Annotated in this window: 14 protein-coding genes; 11 read left to right on the top strand and 3 right to left on the bottom strand. The window is 72.5% G+C overall.

Going from position 1 to position 17,899, the window contains the following annotated elements; all coding sequences use genetic code 11:
- The first annotated feature begins 111 nt into the window (after positions 1-111).
- From FH608_RS15020 to FH608_RS15010, 3 genes are all read left to right on the top strand, one after another.
- The gene (locus FH608_RS15020) at positions 112-3,606 is read left to right on the top strand and encodes a S8 family serine peptidase (protein ID WP_139631115.1); all 3,495 of its coding nucleotides are present in this window, start codon (positions 112-114) and stop codon (positions 3,604-3,606) included.
- Between the two features lie 93 nt (positions 3,607-3,699).
- Positions 3,700-5,280, top strand: a complete 1,581-nt coding sequence (locus FH608_RS15015) for a CocE/NonD family hydrolase (protein ID WP_193318429.1) — start codon at positions 3,700-3,702, stop codon at positions 5,278-5,280.
- Complete coding sequence (locus FH608_RS15010; protein ID WP_193318428.1) at positions 5,262-6,203, top strand: helix-turn-helix transcriptional regulator; 942 nt, start codon at positions 5,262-5,264, stop codon at positions 6,201-6,203. Before FH608_RS15015 ends, FH608_RS15010 begins: the two co-directional genes overlap by 19 nt.
- 64 nt (positions 6,204-6,267) lie before the next feature.
- On the opposite strand, the gene FH608_RS15005 is transcribed toward FH608_RS15010, so the two are convergent.
- Complete coding sequence (locus FH608_RS15005) at positions 6,268-7,161, bottom strand: SDR family oxidoreductase (protein ID WP_139631114.1); 894 nt, start codon at positions 7,159-7,161, stop codon at positions 6,268-6,270.
- 301 nt (positions 7,162-7,462) lie between these two features.
- On the opposite strand from FH608_RS15005, the gene FH608_RS15000 reads away from it, so the two are divergent.
- From FH608_RS15000 to FH608_RS14990, 3 genes are all read left to right on the top strand, one after another.
- Positions 7,463-7,672, top strand: coding sequence for a DUF3311 domain-containing protein (locus FH608_RS15000; RefSeq protein ID WP_139631113.1), 210 nt, complete (start codon positions 7,463-7,465; stop codon positions 7,670-7,672).
- Positions 7,669-9,279: a monocarboxylate uptake permease MctP gene (mctP, locus tag FH608_RS14995; RefSeq protein ID WP_139631112.1), complete on the top strand. Its 1,611-nt coding sequence runs from the start codon at positions 7,669-7,671 to the stop codon at positions 9,277-9,279. The genes FH608_RS15000 and mctP overlap by 4 nt, the downstream gene beginning before the upstream one ends.
- Positions 9,280-9,419: 140 nt before the next feature.
- Complete coding sequence (locus tag FH608_RS14990; RefSeq protein WP_139631111.1) at positions 9,420-10,202, top strand: CPBP family intramembrane glutamic endopeptidase; 783 nt, start codon at positions 9,420-9,422, stop codon at positions 10,200-10,202.
- A gap of 4 nt (positions 10,203-10,206) precedes the next feature.
- Here FH608_RS14990 and FH608_RS14985 read toward each other — a convergent pair whose 3' ends face one another.
- On the bottom strand, positions 10,207-10,665 hold the full coding sequence (locus FH608_RS14985; RefSeq protein ID WP_139631110.1) for a hypothetical protein: 459 nt from the start codon (positions 10,663-10,665) through the stop codon (positions 10,207-10,209).
- A 93-nt stretch (positions 10,666-10,758) separates the two neighbouring features.
- Here FH608_RS14985 and FH608_RS14980 point away from each other — a divergent pair, with 93 nt between their 5' ends.
- From FH608_RS14980 to FH608_RS14960, 5 genes are all read left to right on the top strand, one after another.
- Positions 10,759-11,457 carry a class I SAM-dependent methyltransferase gene (locus FH608_RS14980; RefSeq protein WP_139631109.1) on the top strand — a complete coding sequence of 233 codons (699 nt, stop codon included), beginning with the start codon at positions 10,759-10,761 and terminating at the stop codon, positions 11,455-11,457.
- 113 nt (positions 11,458-11,570) lie between these two features.
- The gene (locus tag FH608_RS14975; protein WP_139631108.1) at positions 11,571-12,371 is read left to right on the top strand and encodes a hypothetical protein; all 801 of its coding nucleotides are present in this window, start codon (positions 11,571-11,573) and stop codon (positions 12,369-12,371) included.
- A complete protein-coding gene (locus FH608_RS14970; RefSeq protein WP_226899547.1) occupies positions 12,368-13,483 on the top strand; it encodes a hypothetical protein in 1,116 nt (371 codons plus the stop codon). Before FH608_RS14975 ends, FH608_RS14970 begins: the two co-directional genes overlap by 4 nt.
- Positions 13,480-14,907, top strand: a complete 1,428-nt coding sequence (locus tag FH608_RS14965) for a hypothetical protein (protein ID WP_139631106.1) — start codon at positions 13,480-13,482, stop codon at positions 14,905-14,907. The genes FH608_RS14970 and FH608_RS14965 overlap by 4 nt, the downstream gene beginning before the upstream one ends.
- Positions 14,904-16,181, top strand: a complete 1,278-nt coding sequence (locus tag FH608_RS14960; protein ID WP_139631105.1) for an AAA family ATPase — start codon at positions 14,904-14,906, stop codon at positions 16,179-16,181. Before FH608_RS14965 ends, FH608_RS14960 begins: the two co-directional genes overlap by 4 nt.
- Before the next feature lie 113 nt (positions 16,182-16,294).
- Here the strand turns inward: FH608_RS14960 and FH608_RS14955 are convergent, their stop codons facing one another.
- Positions 16,295-17,866 carry an MDR family MFS transporter gene (locus FH608_RS14955; RefSeq protein ID WP_226899546.1) on the bottom strand — a complete coding sequence of 524 codons (1,572 nt, stop codon included), beginning with the start codon at positions 17,864-17,866 and terminating at the stop codon, positions 16,295-16,297.
- Positions 17,867-17,899: the final 33 nt, after the last annotated feature.

The following is a 17,899-nucleotide window of genomic DNA, read 5'->3' as shown; positions in this document are numbered from 1 at the left end:
GGCAGTAAGATTTCATTTCGCGTCAAGTCTTGCATTCTCGACAAGATCTCTCCACCCTTCTCGACAGAGGCGTAAAGATCACCTCATGTTCGAGTCTCGAAGGAGAGGCGCGTGCGCAACACCCTCCGCTGGCGGGCGGTCCTCACCGGGATCGTCGTCGTCGCAGGCTTATCCGTCCCGCAGGCCGCGGCCCACGCGGCGCCCGACCCCACCAAGATCGACGCGAGTGTCCAGGCGCGGCTGTCGCAGGACGACAAGGCCACCTTCTGGGTCCGGATGAAGGGGGACGCCGACCTGAGCGGCGCCCGCCGGGCCGTCACCAAGGACGAGAAGGCCGAGCAGGTCTTCGAGGCGAAGACCGAGCAGGCCAAGACCTCCCAGGCGGGCCTGCGCAAGCTGCTCGACTCCCGCCATGCCGACTACACGCCGTACTGGATCGTCAACGCGGTACGGGTGACCGCCGACGAGAAGCTGACGGGCGAGATCGCCAAGCTGCCCGAGGTCGAGAGCATCGAGCCGGTTCACACGGTCTCGCTGCCCGAGCCGGTTCCCGGCAAGGCAGAGAACAAGGTCGACGCGGTCGAGTGGAACATCGACCGGATCAACGCGCCGCGCGTCTGGGACGAGCTGGGCGACCGCGGCGAGGGCATCGTCGTCGCCCACATCGACACCGGCGCCCAGTTCGACCACCCCGAGCTGGTGGGGAGCTACCGGGGCAGGAACCCGGACGGCACCTTCACGCACGACTACAACTGGTTCGACCCCGCGGGCATCTGCCCGTCGGCCGAGCCGTGCGACAACAACGGCCACGGCACGCACACCATGGGCACGATGGTCGGCGCGAACGGCATCGGCGTCGCGCCCGGCGCCAAGTGGATCGCCGCGAAGGGGTGCGAGCTCAACACCTGCACCGACGCCTCCCTGCTCGCGGCCGGCCAGTGGATCCTGGCGCCGACCGACCTGAACGGCGAGAACCCGCGCCCTGACCTGGCGCCCGACATCGTCAACAACTCCTGGGGCGGCCCCGGGCTGGACTTCTGGTACAAGCCGACGGTCGAGGCGTGGGTCGCGGCCGGGATCTTCCCGGCGTTCTCCAACGGCAACGAGGGTCCCGCCTGCCGCACCAGCGGCTCGCCCGGCGACTACGAGATCAGCTACAGCGCGGGCGGCTTCGACATCAACAACGCCCTGTACGCCCGCTCCAGCAAGGGCGAGGGCGAGAACGGCGAGATCAAGCCGAACATCGCGGCCCCGGGCGTCAACGTGCGCTCCTCGGTGCCCGGCGACTCCTACGACAGCTACACCGGCACGTCGATGGCCTCGCCGCACGTGGCGGCCACGGTCGCGCTGATCTGGTCGGCCGCGCCGGGCCTGCAGGGGAACGTGGCGGCCACCCGGCCGCTGCTCGACGGCAGCGCGATCGACGTCGACGACACCGCCTGCGGCGGCACCGCGGCAGACAACAACATCTGGGGCGAGGGCCGGCTCGACGCGTACGCCGCCGTGCAGGCCGCGCCGCACGAAGGGGTCGGCGACCTGGCCGGCACCGTCACCGCGGGCGGCGAGCCCGTGGCGGGCGCCACGGTCACCGTCTCGGGTCCGCTGAGCCGCACCGTGACGACCGGCGAGGACGGCACGTACGCCGTCCCGCGCCTGCTGCCCGGCGAGTACGAGATCAGCGCCGAGAAGTTCGGCTACGACAAGGGCGGCGCGACCGCCACGATCACCGCGGACCAGTCCACCACCGCGGACGTGACCATGACCGAGAAGGAGTCGGGCGTGGTGTCCGGCACGGTCAGCACGGCCGGCACGCCCGAGGCGGGCGCCACGGTGGCGGCCGGGGGCACGCCGATCAGCGCCGTGACCGACGCGGCGGGCCACTACAGCCTGACGCTGCCGCACGGCGACTACGAGCTCACGGTCACGCCGGTCTCCCGCTGCTCCAGCGGCACGACGGCGTCCGTCTCGGTCTCCGGCGACGTGACCAAGGACATCGAGCTGCCGCTGCGCGGCGACAACTTCGGCTACACCTGCGCGAGCGGCTCCCAGGCATACGTGGGGGGCACCGAGAAGCTGGCGCTGACCGGCGACGACGAGGCCCAGCAGGTGACGCTGCCGTTCCAGATCCCCTTCTACGGCAAGGGGTACGCCAAGGCGTGGATCGGCACGAACGGGTACGTCACGTTCGCCACCGACCGGGTCACCACCGGCAGCAACGGCCGGCTGCCCACCACGGGCACCCCGAACAACGCGGTCTACCCGTACTGGGACGACCTCACGGTGGACGACCAGGCCGGCGTCTACACGGCGGTGACGGGCACCGCGCCGCACCGGACGTACGTCGTGGAGTGGCGCGACGTCAACTACTACAACGACTCGGAGCAGCGGCTGTCGTTCGCGGCGCTGCTGGGTGAGGACGGCTCGATCGGCTTCCGCTACAAGGACGTCGACAGCGAGCGCGACCAGGGCTCCAGCGCGACCGTCGGCATCGAGAACGCGGCGGGCGACGACGCCCTGCTGTACTCCTACGAGGAGCCGGTGCTGTCCACCGGGCAGGGCCTGATGTTCACCGCGAGCCGGCACGGCCTGGTCGCCGGCGTGGTCACCGACGCCAACGACGGGCAGCCGCTGGCCGGGGCGAGCGTGAAGGTGGGCGACGTGGCCACGTTCACGACCGGCGAGGACGGCACGTTCTACGGGCAGGTGCTGGCCGGCGACTACGACGTGGTGGTCTCCAAGGAGCACTACGGCACCTTCACCCAGGCGGTGACGATCGCGCCCACAGCGGTGACGCGCATCGACACGGCGCTGGTCACCGGGCAGGTGAGCGCGTCGGCCGCGGAGCTGACCGTGGTGATGCCGGCCGACTCCACCCGCACCCGGACGCTGGAGCTGACCAACCTGGGCTCGCCCACGCCGTACACGGTAACCTCCGAGCCCTGGTTCGCCACCACCCCGGCCTCGGGCGAGCTGGCCAAGGGGGAGAAGGCGACGCTGACGGCGACGGTCTCCAGCGACGGCGTCGCTCCCGGCACGGTCCGCACCGGCACGCTGCTCGTCGAGTCGGCCAGCGGCCGGCACCCGACCATCGAGATCAAGGTGACGGTCGTGGTGCCCAAGCTGCAGGTGGCCATCGACGCGGGCGGCCGCAGGAGCGTGACCGACGAGGCCGGTGACACCTGGTCGGCCGACAAGAAGTACGCGCCGGGCGGCTACGGCTACGTGGCCAACTCGAACAAGACGGTCGACACGCGCAGGACCGTCCACGGCACCGACGACCAGTCGCTGTTCAGGACCGCCAGGGAGAAGATGCTGGAGTACCGCTTCGACGACGTGCCCGCCGGCACGTACACCGTCGAGCTGGACTTCGCCGACCTGCGCAACACGCGCATGGGCGACCGCGTCTTCGACGTGCTGGTCGAGGGGCAGCTGGCGATCCCGGCGCTCGACCTGGCCCTGGAGGCGGGCACGTACACGGCGGTGAGCAGGCAGTACACGGTGAAGGTCACCGACGGGCAGCTCAACGTCCGCTTCGCCACCCGGGAGGGCTCGACGATCGTGAACGCCATCCGCATCTCGGAGCGCCCGGACCGGGCGGCCCAGTAGCGTGCTGACGGGTGGGGACACCTCCGGGTGCTCCCACCCGTCCACCACCCCCTGGCTACCACGGGCCGGGCGGCATCTGTTACTGCTAACTACATGAGACGCGTGCGGCTTCACCGGGACCTTCCCGTGCCGATGCCCGACGGCGTGACGCTGCTGGCCGACCACTACGCCCCGGCGGACGTCGGGCGGGCCCCCGTCGTCCTGATGCGCTCCCCGTACGGCCGTCGCGGCCTGTTCGGCTGGTTCTACGGCCGGGGATTCGCCCGGCAGGGCTTCCACGTCGTGATCCAGAGCTGCCGCGGCGGCTTCGGCTCCGGCGGCCTGCTCGACCCGCTCGGCGACGAGCACGACGACGGGCTGGCCACCGTCGTCTGGCTGCGCGAGCAGCCCTGGTACGGCGGTTCGTTCGCCATGTTCGGCCCCTCCTACCTCGGCTACACGCAGTGGGCCATCGCCCCCTACGCGGGGCCCGAGCTGAAGGCCATGGCCACGCAGGTCACGGCCTCCCAGTTCAGGGACGCCGCCTACGTGGGCGGCGCGTTCGCGCTGGAGTCGGCGCTGAGCTGGACCACGCTCACCGACGGCATGTCGCGCCGCTTCGGCGGCGCCGCCGCCTTCACCGCGCCCAGGATGGCCCGCCGGGCGGTCCTGTCCGGGCGTCCCGTGGCCGAGCTGGACGTGGCCTCGGCCGGGCGGGAGCTCCGCTTCTTCCAGGACCTGCTCGCCCACCACGCCGACCCGGCCGTCCCCTACTGGGACAAGCGTGACTTCTCCCCCAAGGTGGGCGAGGTGGAGGCCGCGGTCAGCATGCTGGGCGGCTGGTACGACGTCTTCCTGCCGTGGCAGCTGAAGGACTACGCGGCACTGCGGGCGGCGGGGCGGCGGCCGTACCTGACGATCGGGCCGTGGTACCACGTCGACGCCCACCACGGGCGGCCCGCCATGGCCGAGGCGACGGCCTGGTTCCGCGCGCACCTGCTGGGCGACCGCTCCCTGCTGCGGGCCCAGCCCGTGCGGCTCTACGTGACGGGGGCCCGGCAGTGGCGCGACTACCCCGACTGGCCTGTGCCCGGGATGCGGGAGCGGCGCTGGCACCTGCAGCACGGGTTTGGGCTGGGGCCCGAGGGCCCGCTGGACTCGCCGCCCGACCGGTTCCGCTACCACCCGTCCCATCCGACGCCGGTGATCGGCGGGCCCGTGCTGCTCGGCGACTCCAGGCCGCGCGACCAGCGCCGGCTGGAGCAGCGGCGCGACGTGCTCGTCTACAGCTCCCCCGCGCTGGAGTCCGACGTGGAGGCGATCGGGCCGGTGCGGGCCGAGGTGTTCGTGCGGTCGAGCACGCCGTACGTGGACGTCGTGGTACGCGTGTGCGACGTGCAGCCGGACGGCCGCTCGCTCAACATCTGCGAGGGCGTGCGCCGCCTCGTGGACGGCGGCCCCGGCGTGCGGCGGGTCTCGGTGGACCTGTGGCCGATCGCGCACCGGTTCGGGCGCGACCACCGGATCAGGGTGCACGTGGCGGCGGGAGCGTACCCGACGATCGCCCGCAACCCCGGCACCGGCGATCCCCTCGGCAGCGGGAACGGCACGATGGTGCCCGCGGACGTCGAGGTGTTCCACTCCCCCGAGCACCCCTCCGCCGTGGTGCTGCCGCTGTGCGCGCCGCGCGGCTGATGTCGCTGGTCCTGCTGCTGCAGGGCCGGGGCGGGATGACGGCGGCCGAGCTGGCCGAGGAGCTGGAGGTCTCCGAGCGCACGGTCCACCGCGACGTGCTGGCGCTGTCGGAGGCGGGCGTGCCCGTGTACGCCGACCGCGGGCGGGGCGGCGGCTACCGACTGCTGGAGGGATACCGCACGCGGCTGACCGGGCTCGACCGGGCCGAGGCCGAGGCGCTGTTCCTGTCCGAGGTGCCGGCGGCGCTGCGGGAGATGGGGCTGGAGGGGGTGGCGGCCACGGCCCGGCTCAAGGCCGCCGCCGCGCTCTCCCCCGCGCTGCGGGACGCGCCGGCCGTCGCGGCGCAGCGCTTCCACCTCGACGCGCCCGGCTGGTGGGCCGGCGACGAGCCGCCGCCGGCCGTCCTGGCCCCGCTGGCCAGGGCCGTGTGGAACGACCGGCGGGTCTCGGCCCGCTACAAGGGGCGGGCGCGGACGCTGGAGCCGTACGGGCTGGTGCTCAAGGCGGGCGTCTGGTACCTGGCGGCCAGGCTCGGCACCCGGTTCCTGATCTTCCGGGTGCCGCGCTTCGACGCCGTGTCCGTGCTGGACGAGCCGTTCGACCGCGACCCCGCCTTCGACCTCGCGGCCTTCTGGACGGCGCAGGCGGCCGAGTTCACCCGGTCGCTGCTGCGGGAGGTGATCACGCTCCGGCTCAGCGAGCGCGGGGTGCGGATGCTGCGCCACATCGCCGACCCGGCCGCGCTCGACGACGCGCTCGCCTCGCTCCGGCCGGACGGGACGGTGCGGCTGGCGGTGGAGTCGGTGGAGGTGGCGTTCTCGCAGGTGCTGCGGTTCGGGGCGGAGGCGGAGGTGCTGGCGCCGCCGGAGCTGCGGGCGATGACCGCCGAGGCCGCCGCCCGCATGTCCGCCCTCTACCGCTAGCCGCTCGCGGCGCTCACCTCCCGGTGGCCGCTCGCTCTCCCCCGCCGGTGGCCGCTTCCGGCGGTCACCGGTAGTCGGCCGGGTCGAGGTCCTTGCCCGGCTCGCGTGCCTCCTCGATGAAGCTCCACACGCGCGGCCGGCTGCCGTCCACGTCGGTCAGCCCATACGCCTCCGCCAGTTCCTCGCTGGAGACCGACCTGCCCGACCAGCGCCGCTGCCGGTCGGGGTCGGCGGCGACGGCGGCCACGCCCCGCCCGACGTACGCGGGCGTCTCGGAGACCAGCCAGGCGGGGTCCACCTTCGCCTCCCGCCAGTTGTCCTCGGTGACGCCGAACCCGTCCAGCATGGCCTCCGACCGCAGGAAGCCCGGCGTGACCGCCATCGCGGTGCCGCCGTACGGGCGCAGCTCGTGCGACCAGGCGAACGCCAGGCGGTTCACCGACACCTTGGCCAGGTCGAAGTAGACGTTGTCCCGGTAGCGGGACTGGTGGAAGGACCAGGTGCCGTCGGTGACCTCCACGACCAGCCCGCCCTCGTTCCTGATCATCAGGGAGAGCAGGTGGCGGCTGGTGATGATGTGGGTGTCGACCGCGAGCCTGAGCAGCCGGAACCCCTTGTCCATGTCGTGCTTCCAGACCGGGGTCTCCCACTCCCAGAGCGGGTCGCCGCCCCACACGTCGTTGACCAGCACGTCCAGCCTGCCCTGCTCGCGGTCCACCCGCTCGGCCAGGGCCTCGACCTGTGCCGGGTCCAGGTGGTCGGTCCTGACGGCGATGCCGGTCCCGCCCGCAGCGGTCACCAGTTCGGCCGTCTCCTCTATCGTCTCCGGGCGGTTCATCTCGGAGCGCCCGTCCCTGGTGCTCCTGCCGGTGCAGTACACCGTCGCGCCGGCCGCGCCCAGCGCCACCGCTATGCCTCGTCCCGTTCCGCGGGTCGCTCCCGCCACCACAGCAATCATGAGAGCGATCGTCGGCCGAAAACCCGACACCTCTTGTCATGTTTTAGCGCGGCCGCCACGCGAGGACCGTTCGGCGCGAGGAATCGACCACTCGGCGATCGGAAGAAGGGCGGGACTGTGCCATGTGTTTAGTCTTTCGCGACGTAGGGCATGGCGTTCACCAGCGCGGCCTCAGTAAATAGGCCAAACCGTAATATTAACGACATTGGGTTGAATACCCCCGCAAAGCTAATCTCCCACCAATGACTACCTGTCAGGAACCGGTCACCACACGGCTCCTGATCCACTCATCGGAGGGTCGATGACTACCGGGGAACCCGGGCAGCCACGCACCGACCGCAGCCCCTGGAACTGGCTGCTCGTCGTGCCCATCGTGCTGCCGCTGCTGACGTTCCTGTTCAACGCCGACGAGCCCCGCCTGCTGGGCTTCCCGCTCTTCTACTGGCTGCAACTGGCCTTCATCATCGTGGGCGTCGCCTGCACGACCATCGTCTACAGGATGACCAAATGAGCGGCCACACGACCGAACTGGTCGTCTTCGTCCTGCTGTTCCTGGTGGTCACCGTCCTGGGGTTCGTGGCCTCGCGGTGGCGGCGGCCCAGCGACCTCGCGAGCCTCAACGAATGGGGGCTCGGCGGGCGCAGCTTCGGGTCATGGGTCACCTGGTTCCTGGTGGGCGGCGACCTCTACACCGCCTACACGTTCGTGGCGGTTCCCGCGCTGGTGTTCAGCGCCGGCGCGCTCGGGTTCTACGCCCTGCCGTACACCGTCGTCATCTACCCGATGGTGTTCCTGGTGCTGGCCCGGATGTGGTCGGTGTCGCACGTGCACGGCTTCGTCACCCCCGCCGACTTCGTCCGGGCCCGCTTCGGCTCCCCGACCCTGGCGCTGGCCATCGCGATCACCGGCCTGGTGGCGACGATGCCGTACATCGCGCTCCAGCTCGTCGGCATCGAGGCCGTCCTCAAGGCGATGGGCATCTCCGGGCACCTGCCGATCATCATCGCGTTCGCGATCCTGGCCGCGTACACCTACCAGTCCGGCCTGCGCGCGCCCGCGCTGATCGCGTTCGTGAAGGACGCGCTGATCTACATCGTGATCCTCGCGGCCGTGATCTACATCCCGGCCAAGCTGGGCGGCTGGGACTCGATCTTCGACGCGGCCAAGGCCAAGTTCGACGCCAGCCCCAACCCCGGCGACGGCCTGACCCTCAACGCCGCCAACCAGCTCCAGTACGTGACGCTGGCGTTCGGCTCGGCGCTGGCGCTGTTCCTCTACCCGCACAGCCTCACCGGCGTGCTCGCCTCCAAGAACCGCAACGTCATCAAGCGGAACATGTCGGCGCTGCCCGCCTACAGCTTCGTGCTCGGCCTGATCGCGCTGCTCGGCTTCATGGCCATCACGGCCGGCATCAAGCCGATCGTGGGCGCGAACGGCAGGCCCGACTCCAACACGATCGTGCCGCTGCTGTTCGACCAGATGTTCCCCGGCTGGTTCGCGGGCGTCGCGTACGCGGCCGTGGGCATCGGCGCGCTCGTCCCTGCGGCGATCATGTCGATCGCGGCGGCGAACCTGTTCACCCGCAACGTCTACCGCGAGTACATCAACAAGAACGCCACCGACGCCCAGGAGGCCAACGTCTCCAAGCTGACCTCGCTGGTCGTCAAGGTGGGCGCGGTGCTGTGCATCCTGGTGCTCGACCCGCAGTTCTCGATCGACCTGCAGCTCATCGGCGGCGTGATCATCCTGCAGACGCTGCCGTCGGTGGCCCTGGGCCTCTACACGCGCTGGTTCCACAAGGGCGGCCTCATCGCGGGCTGGGCGCTCGGCCTGGCGGCCGGCCTGTGGATGCTGTACCTCATCCCGAACCCGGCCAGCGGCAAGGCCCACTTCGGCGGCTCGGCGTTCGCGCTGTCGAACCTGGGCTTCGACACCAAGATGACGATCTACGCCGGTTTCCTGGCGCTGATCGTGAACGTGGTGGTGGCGGTGCTCGGCACGCTGATCTTCCGGGCGGCCAAGGTGGCCGACGGCGAGGACGCCACGGCCCGCGACGACTACTTCGCCGACGAGGGCGACCCCAAGGTCAAGGACCTCGACCTGACCGGCTCCCACTGAACCCGCCTTCAGGCCCTGTCCTCCGGCGGCCCGCCCCACCCCCGGGGGCGGGCCGCCGGTTCGTTCCCGGACGCCGTTCGGAGCCCCCGGCGCGTGAGCGCTTTATCCAGGTCCGATCGCGTAGGCGTTAATCTGCGGCCATGCGCACTGAGTCTCCCGCCGCGCCGCTCCAGGTGCTCACCCCCCGGCTCATCCGGGCCGAGGTGCTCGTCGTCTTCTCGGTCTCGCTCGGCGCCAGCGGGCTCGTGGCGCTGGTCCGGCTGATCGGGGCGCTCACGGCGCCGAAGGAGCTGAAGGGCCAGCGGGCGGTGCTCGTCGGGTCGATGGCGCCCGGGCGGCCGTGGCTGGACCTGACGCTGCAACTGGTCGACATCGCGATCAGCGTGGCGCCGGTGGCGCTGGTGGCGTACCTGCTGGTGCGCTCGGGCGAGTCGCTGCGCACGATCGGCGTGGACTTCGGCGCCAAGGGCCGCGACACGGTGCGCGGGGCGCTGCTGGCGGCCGCGATCGGCGGCACGGGGCTGGCCTTCTACCTCGCCGTGTGGGCCGTGGGCGTGAACCTCACCGTCGTCCCCGGGCAGCTGCCGCAGGTGTGGTGGCAGGTGCCGGTGCTGCTGCTGGCGGCCGCGCAGAACGGCGTGCTGGAGGAGGTCCTGGTCGCCGGATACCTGCTGCACCGCCTGGGGCAGGCCGGGTGGGGGCCGTGGAAGGCGCTCGCGGTCTCGTCGCTGCTGCGCGGGTCGTACCACCTCTATCAGGGGTTCGGCGGGTTCGTCGGGAACGTGGTGATGGGGCTGGTGTTCGGGCGGCTCTACCAGCGGTGGGGGCGGGCCATGCCGCTGATCGTGGCGCACACGCTGATCGACGCCGTCGCCTTCGTCGGGTACGCCCTGCTGCACGGCCACGTGAGCTGGCTGCCGTGACGGGTCAGTCTCTCAGGGCCGAGCGCACCCGGCTCGGCAGCAGGGCCGACAGCACCAGCAGGGCGCCGATGAGCGTGTAGAGGCCGGTCATGCCCGCCATGGTGCCGGGCGGCTCGGCCAGCTCGGCCCAGGGGGCGCCGTCCGGCCGCGACCACGGCAGGCCCCCGTCGCCCGCCCAGGGCAGGCTCCCGGCCACACCGAGCGCGGCCGGCAGGTCGAGCGCGAACACGCCGCCCGCGGCGGCCAGCGGGATGCCGCAGCCGAGCGCCGCGGCCGGCCAGGCGGTCAGCAGGGTGACGATGACCGCCACCGCCGTCAGGTAGGCGAGCGCCGCCGGGGAGGGCCCGAACGTGGCGTTGCCCGTCCGCAGGGCCCTGGCGGCGGCCTCGGTCAGGTAGTAGACGGGCACGAGAGCGGCCACTCCGGCGGCGGCTCCCACGACAAGGCGAGTCTCACGAGTCACACCGCCTTCGTCCCCGCCTCACGGCCGGATTACGCCCTGGTCACACGCCCATGACGCGCGGTACGGGATCCGCGGGGGAGATACCGTCGGATCATGGACAACAGCGGCACCGGCCCCGGCCCCATCACCCCCGACGGATCTCCCGTCGCGTTCTACACGCTGCTCGAGCCCGGCGGCGAGCCCGAGATCGTCGCCCAGGTGACCCCGCCCGGCGGTTCCGTGCTGGAGCTGGGCGCGGGCGTCGGCCGCGTGACGCATCCGCTCGTCGAGCGCGGCTTCGACGTGGTGGCCGTGGACGAGTCCGCCGAGATGCTGGCCCACGTGCGCGGCGCCGCCACGGTGCTCGCGCGGGTGCAGGGGCTGCGACTCGGCCGCCGGTTCGACACGGTGATGCTGGCCTCCCACCTCATCCACACGGCGGGCGATCCGGGGCGGCGCGAGCTGATCGCGACGTGCGCGCGGCACGTCGAACCCGGGGGCGCGGTGCTGATCGAGTGGACGCCTCCCGAGGCGCACGACGGCTGGCACGCGGGCATGGGCAGGGACGAGGGCGACCTCACGGTCACGATGGCGGCCGTCGAGGAGGTCTCCCCCGGCCTGTTCCGCGCGACCATGCGCTACACGCACGCCGGCGACGGCGAGGAGGGCGAGAGGGTGTGGACGCAGTCGTTCACCTCGCGGCGGCTCACCGACGACGAGCTCGCGGCGGCCCTGGCGGCCGAGGGGCTGCGGCTGGAGCGCTTCCTGACCGAGGACCGCAGGTGGGTCGTCGCGGTCCCCGCGGCACGCTGACGGAGACCGCCGGTGGGCTCCCGCGAGCCGGCCGCCTTTACGCCGTAGATCACGGATGGCCCTCTATTTCGCGAAATACTGGAAAATGCTGGGACTGTTGCTACGCTCGGGCCATGAGTGACCGGCTGGACGAGCTGGAGCGGCGCATCGACGAGCTGCGGGCCGGCGTGCGCAGGGCGATGCGGGCCAGGGACGGCGCCCGCGCCCGCGAGCTCCGCGCCGAGCTGCGCACCGCCGAGCGCTCCTGGGACGCGCTCGTCAGCGGCGAGCAGCCGCCGCCCGCGCTGGAGCCGCCGCGCCTGGTCACCGTGCGCGAGCAGGTGCACCAGGGGCTGCGCCTGCTCGGCGCCGCCGCCCAGCCGCGCCTCATCGTGGCGGTCAGCGACGCGTTCTTCGGCGGCACGATCCGCAGCGCCCAGCTCACCAGCCTGCGCAGGGACGAGGAGCGCTCGTTCAGGTCGGCGCCGCACGGGCGGCCGTACTATCTGTCCGCCGCCCTGACCGACCGCCTCTCCCCCGCCCGCGGCCTGCTCACGCTCAGCACCTGGCCGCTGGAGCGGCGGGTGGTGGGGCCGCTCAGCCCTCGCGTCGACTTCCTGACCTGCGCCATCGCGGTGGCCTCGCAGGAGGGGGCCGACGGGCGGGCGGACCGCTTACTGATCCGGATGGCCAGGAACATCCCCGGCGCCACCGGCGGCGCGCTGGGCCCGCCCGACCCCGGCAGGGTGATCGAGGCGGCCCGCGCGGAGCTGCGCGTGCACCGCGAGCGCGACACGCGGGACCGCGCCGAGCTGGCGCGACGCGCCGCCGCGCAGCTCGGTGACGTGGCCCGCCTGTTCGGCGCCGCTACGCTGAGCACGATCGCGAAGGAAACGACCATGAAGGGCACGATCAACGGGGTGAAGGCGGAGTGAGCGGCTTGGCCATGAACACGCTCGACGCGCTGCGCGGCACGACGCCGCCGCGGCCGCACGACGCCCGCGCCATCGCGGCCCTGGCCGCCAACCCCGGCTGCGCGCGGCGGGCGCTGCTCGACGGCGCCGGCATCGACAAGGACGCCGTGGCCCGGCACCTGGGCTTCCCCGCGCCGTTCGGGCAGTCGCCGTTCGCGATCACGCGCGGCAACCTGTTCGAGTCGCTGGTCAAGGCCGACGGCTGCGCGGAGCTGCTGCGGATGCTGCGCGAGCTGCTGGGCCTGCCGGTGGCCGAGGTCGCCTACCACGACGTCGAGAACGTGGGCGCCCACCTGCGCCACACCCACACCCGCGCGCTCATCGACCGCGCGGCGCGCGAGGGCCAGGACGCGGGCACCCTCTACGATCACCCGCTGCTCAGCCTGGAGATCGCCGGTCACACCGCCTACCTGGAGCCCGACGTGGTGGCGTTCCAGCTGGGCGGCCGCTTCCACATCGTGGAGATCAAGTCGTTCGCGGTGGTCGACGGGCAGGCCGACCCCGCGGCGGTGGCGGCGGCCGCGCGGCAGGCGGCGGTGTACGTGCTGGCGCTGCGCGCACTGCTGGAGGAGCTGGGCCACGACCCGCTGAAGGTCTCGCACGAGGTGGTGCTGGTCTGCCCCGAGAACTTCGCCAACCGGCCGGTCGCGAGCCTGGTCGACGTGCGCAGGCAGCTGGCCGTGCTGCGTCGCCAGCTCGCCCGGATGACCACCCTCGACCGGCTGCTGGCGGGTCTGCCCGACGACGTGACGTTCGACCTGCGGCCCGGCGAGGACGGCCGGCCGACCAGGCCGGTGGCGGAGCTGTCCGACGCGCTGCGCGGCGCGACCGCCCGCTACGCGCCCGACTGCCTGTCCACGTGCGACATGTGCTTCTTCTGCCGGGACGAGGCCCGCCAGGAGGGCTCCTCCGACCTGCTCGGCCGGCAGGTGCGCGACGAGCTGGGCGGGGTGGCCTCGGTGGCGGAGGCGCTGGGGCTGGCCGACGGCGAGCGCGACCCCGCCGAGGGGCAGGAGGAGATCGCCCGGCTGCTCCGCAACGCCGAACGCCTGCGCAGGGAGTGCCTCACGTGAGCCTGCTGACCTCGCTCGCGCGGCTGCGCGCCCTGGAGCAGGGCATCGCGCAGCCCGTCGCGACCGTCAGGCACTGCCATCTGTCGGAACGGCCGATGGTGTTCATCCCGCTCAAGCTGTCGGGCGAGGCCGCCGCCCCGCTGGCCGCCATGCTCGGCACCGACCGGGCCCGGCCGCGCCTGCTCGTGGTGACCCAGCCGCGCAACCGCGACCTGCGCTTCGCGTGGGCGGCCGAGCTGGCCGGGGAGCTGCTGCCGTACATCGAGGGCTTCCTCGCCGACACCGAGACGGTGGAGCGCAGGAACGCCGATCCCTACGAGCGCGCGCTGGACGCGCCGCAGCTGATCGTGCCCAACCCGGCCGGGGTGGCCTTCACCCGGCTGCTCGGCCGCTCGACCCGCTTCCGCCGCGCCGACGGGCCGTACCCGGTGCCGGAGGGGGTGCCGCTGCTGGGCCGGTGGCTGACCTACCTCGGGGAGCGGGCGGCGTACCCGGGCTCCTGCCTGATGATCTCCGCGACCGAGGAGCTGGCGCGGCACTGGGCGAGCGGGCAGAGCGCCCTGGAGGACGCCAACCTGGCCGCGCTGCTGGCCTGGATCACCACGGGGCCGAGCGACGACGCCGAGGACCCGCTGGTCTGGCCGCCGGCCGGGCCGGCGACCGATCCGGGGTTCGACGCGGAGGTGCTGGCGCCGGCCATCGAGAGCGGATCGGACGAGCGCGTCACCGAGGCGCTGCGCACCCAGCTCGAACCGACGTGGCGGCTCATGTGGCAGTCCGTCGACCTGCTGTCCGGGCTGCCCGAGGCGCCCGGCGCGGGCCAGCGGTGGGAGCAGGACCGCGGCTCGTTCAGCGGCATGGCGGCGCACCTCGCCGAGGGCGCGCCGCCGCAGCCCCGGCGCGACGGCGCGGTGGCCGCCGCCGCCAAGCTGGCCCGCATGGAGCGCGCGCAGGCCGCGTACGACGTGCAGCGCGCCTACGACGACCCGCTGATCATGGCCGAGTACCGGCTGACCGGGGAGGCGTTCGCGGGCGAGGTGATCGAGACCGTCCCTGACAACACCGAGGGCGAGGGCCGCTCGCGCAAGCTCCGCCCGCTGGTGGTGATCAAGACCGACGATCCGGTACGCCTGGCGCCCGGCACCTCCCTCGGCACCCCGGAGCGGCGCGGCCAGGGCGCCGAGCTCGTGTCCGCCGGCGAGGGCCTGGTCACCCTGAAGATCACCAAGGGCATGGGGCGCGGGAAGACGGCGGCGCCCGGCGCCGTGCCGGAGGTCGGCGAGCGCGTCTGCTACACCTCGCTGACCGGCGACTTCCAGGGCTCCCCCGCCCTGCCCGAGGCCGAGGCCACACCGTGGACGCACGGCGGGCCGCCGCCCGAGCACGTGCCCGACGACGAGGACGCGCAGGAGGAGTGGTCGTGACCGACAGCCCCGAGCAGGTCATCAGGAACGTCCTGGCCGACCTGCCCCGGCACCGCGGCGTCGTCGTCGACTCGCCGCCGGGGGCGGGCAAGTCCACCCTCGTCGTACGGGCGGCGGCGCACATCGCGGCGACCGGCGAGCCGCTGATGATCGTCGCCCAGACGAACGAGCAGGTCGACGACCTGGTGACCCGGATCTCCGAGAAGCACCCCCACCTGAGCGTGGGGCGGCTGTCGGCCGGAGGCTACGTGCCCGCCCTGCGGCTGCTGGAGCTGCCCGGCGTCCGGGTCGGCACCCGCATCCAGGATCTGGGCGATCCGGACATCGTCATCGCGACGGCCGACAAGTGGGCGTGGATCGCCGACCGGGTGTGGCCGTGGGCGATCGTGGACGAGGCGTACCAGATGCGCTCGGACAAGCTGCTGCGGATCGCGGGGCTGTTCGAGCGGGCGCTGTTCGTGGGCGATCCCGGGCAGCTCGACCCGTTCTCGATCGTGGACGGTGACCGCTGGTCGGGGCTGTCGTGGGACCCGCTGCAGAGCGCCGTGTCGGTGCTGCTGCGGCACAACCCCGACCTGCCGGTGCACCGGCTGCCGGTGTCGTGGCGGCTGCCCGCCTCGGCCGCGCCCGTCGTGTCGCGGGCGTTCTACCCGTTCACCGGGTTCCGCTCGGGGACCGGGGACGGGGACCGGCGGCTGGAGCTGACGACCGGCGGCATGGGCACCGTGCACGACCGGGCGCTGGAGGAGGCCGCGCGTTCGGGGTGGGCGCTGCTGGAACTGCCGAACCGGCACACGGTCCGCACCGACGGGGAGGCCGTGCAGGCGGTGGCGCTGCTGGCGTCCCGGCTGCTGCAGCGCGGCGCCGTGGCCACCTCCGAGCAGGGCGAGCGCCCCGTGACGGCCGACCGCGTCGCCGTCGGCGCCGCCCACCGCGACCAGGTCGCCGCCATCCGGGCCGCCGGGGTGCCCGCCGAGATCACCGTGGACACGGCCAACCGGCTGCAGGGGCGCGAGTACGACGTGACCATCGTGCTGCACCCGCTGTCCGGACGGCGTGACGCGACGGCCTTCCACCTGGAGTCGGGGCGGCTGTGCGTGCTGGCGTCCCGGCACCGGCACGCCTGCGTGGTGGTGGCCAGGGCGGGCATCGCCGAACTCCTGGACGCCCACCCGTCGGCGGAGCCGGTGCAGCTGGGGGTGCCGGTCAAGTTCCCGGACGGCTGGGAGGCCAACCAGGCGGTCCTGGACCACCTGGCGCACCACCGCGTCTGACGCCCGGCCGCCTGGCCGCACCACCGCCTCCGGCATCCGGCCTCTCCGGCGCACCACCGCGCGTCTGACACCCGGCCTCTCCGGCGCACCACCGCCTCGGGCGTCCGCGCCGGTCAGCCCGCCGCCGGGGAGACCTCCTTCTCGGCGGCCGAGCCCATGGCGGCGCCGCCGCGCAGCGGGATCTCCTTGACGAACGCCGCCAGCACCGGCACCACCACGGCGAACACGATGGCCCACCAGAAGACGCCGGAGATCGAGGTGGCCAGCGACTCCAGCACCCCGGTCCGCATCCCGGCGGGCATCTGGGCGACCGCCCCCGGGTCCATCCGGCCGCCGCTCTTGGCCATCCGGTCCGCCGCCTGCGCGCCGAACCGGGCCGTCAGCTCGGACAGGAAGTGGTTGTTGAAGACCGCACCGAACAGCGAGACGCCGAACGAGCCGCCGATCGACCGGAAGAACGTGCTGGCGCTGCTGGCGACGCCCAGGTCCTTCTGCTCGACGCTGTTCTGGGCGATGAGCATCGTGGTCTGCATGAGGAAGCCCATGCCGAGGCCGAGCACCGCGATGTAGACGCCGGTCTCCCAGGCGGGCGTGGCGACGTCCATCGTGGACAGCAGCCACATGCCCGCCGCCATGCCGACGCCGCCGATCACCGGGTAGATCTTGTACTTGCCGGTGGCGGTGATGGCCTTGCCCACGAACAGCGACACGACCATCGAGGCGCCCATCATCGGCAGCAGCAGCAGGCCCGAGTTGGTGGCCGTGGCGCCCTGCACCATCTGCTGGAAGAGCGGCAGGAAGTTGATCGCGCCGAACATCGCGAAGCCGAGCAGGAAGCCGATGGCGGAGATCAGCGTGAAGTTGCGGTTGCGGAAGAGCTGGAGCGGCATGATCGGCTCCAGCGCCTTGCGCTCGACCGCCACGAACACGGCCAGCGTGACCACGGCGAGCGCGGCCAGCCCGAGGATCTGCCAGGAGCCCCACGTGTACTGGTTGCCGCCCCACGTCGTGATGAGCACCATCGCGGTGATGCTGACCGACAGCAGGATCGCGCCCGCCCAGTCGATGCGGACCTTGTTGTGCAGCACCGGCAGGTGCAGCCGCGCCACGATGAGGACCAGCGCGATCGCGCCGACCGGCAGGTTCACGTAGAAGGCCCAGCGCCAGTCGAGGTGGTCGGTGATGAAGCCGCCGACGAGCGGGCCGGCGATCATCGCCAGCGACATGACGCCGGCCATGATGCCCTGGTACTGCCCGCGCTCGCGGGGCGGCACCAGGTCGCCGATGATCGCCATGACGTTGACCATCAGGCCGCCCGCGCCGAGGCCCTGGATCGCGCGGAACGCGATCAGCTCGCCCATGCCGCCGTCGGGCCCGCCGAGCAGGTCGGAGCCGGCCATGCCGCAGAGCACCGAGCCGATCATGAAGATGACGATCGAGGTGACGAAGATGTTCTTCCGCCCGTACAGGTCGCCGATCTTGCCCCAGATCGGCGTCGAGACGGTCGTCCCCAGCACGTACGCCGTGACGACCCACGACAGATGCGTCAGCCCGCCGAGCTCCCCGACGATGCGCGGCATCGCCGTACCCACGATCATGTTGTCGAGCATCGCCAGGACCATGGCTAACATCAGTCCCGGAAGGACGACCATGACCTCGCGGCGCCGTCCGACTGGCTCCGTCACCACACACCCCCCATGAGTTACAGATCTTGCTTA

The organism is Nonomuraea phyllanthi, assembly GCF_006334985.2.
Taxonomy (GTDB): domain Bacteria; phylum Actinomycetota; class Actinomycetes; order Streptosporangiales; family Streptosporangiaceae; genus Nonomuraea; species Nonomuraea phyllanthi.
The sequence above is the reverse complement of the archived record's forward strand: the minus strand, read 5'-3'. Positions and strand labels throughout refer to the sequence as shown.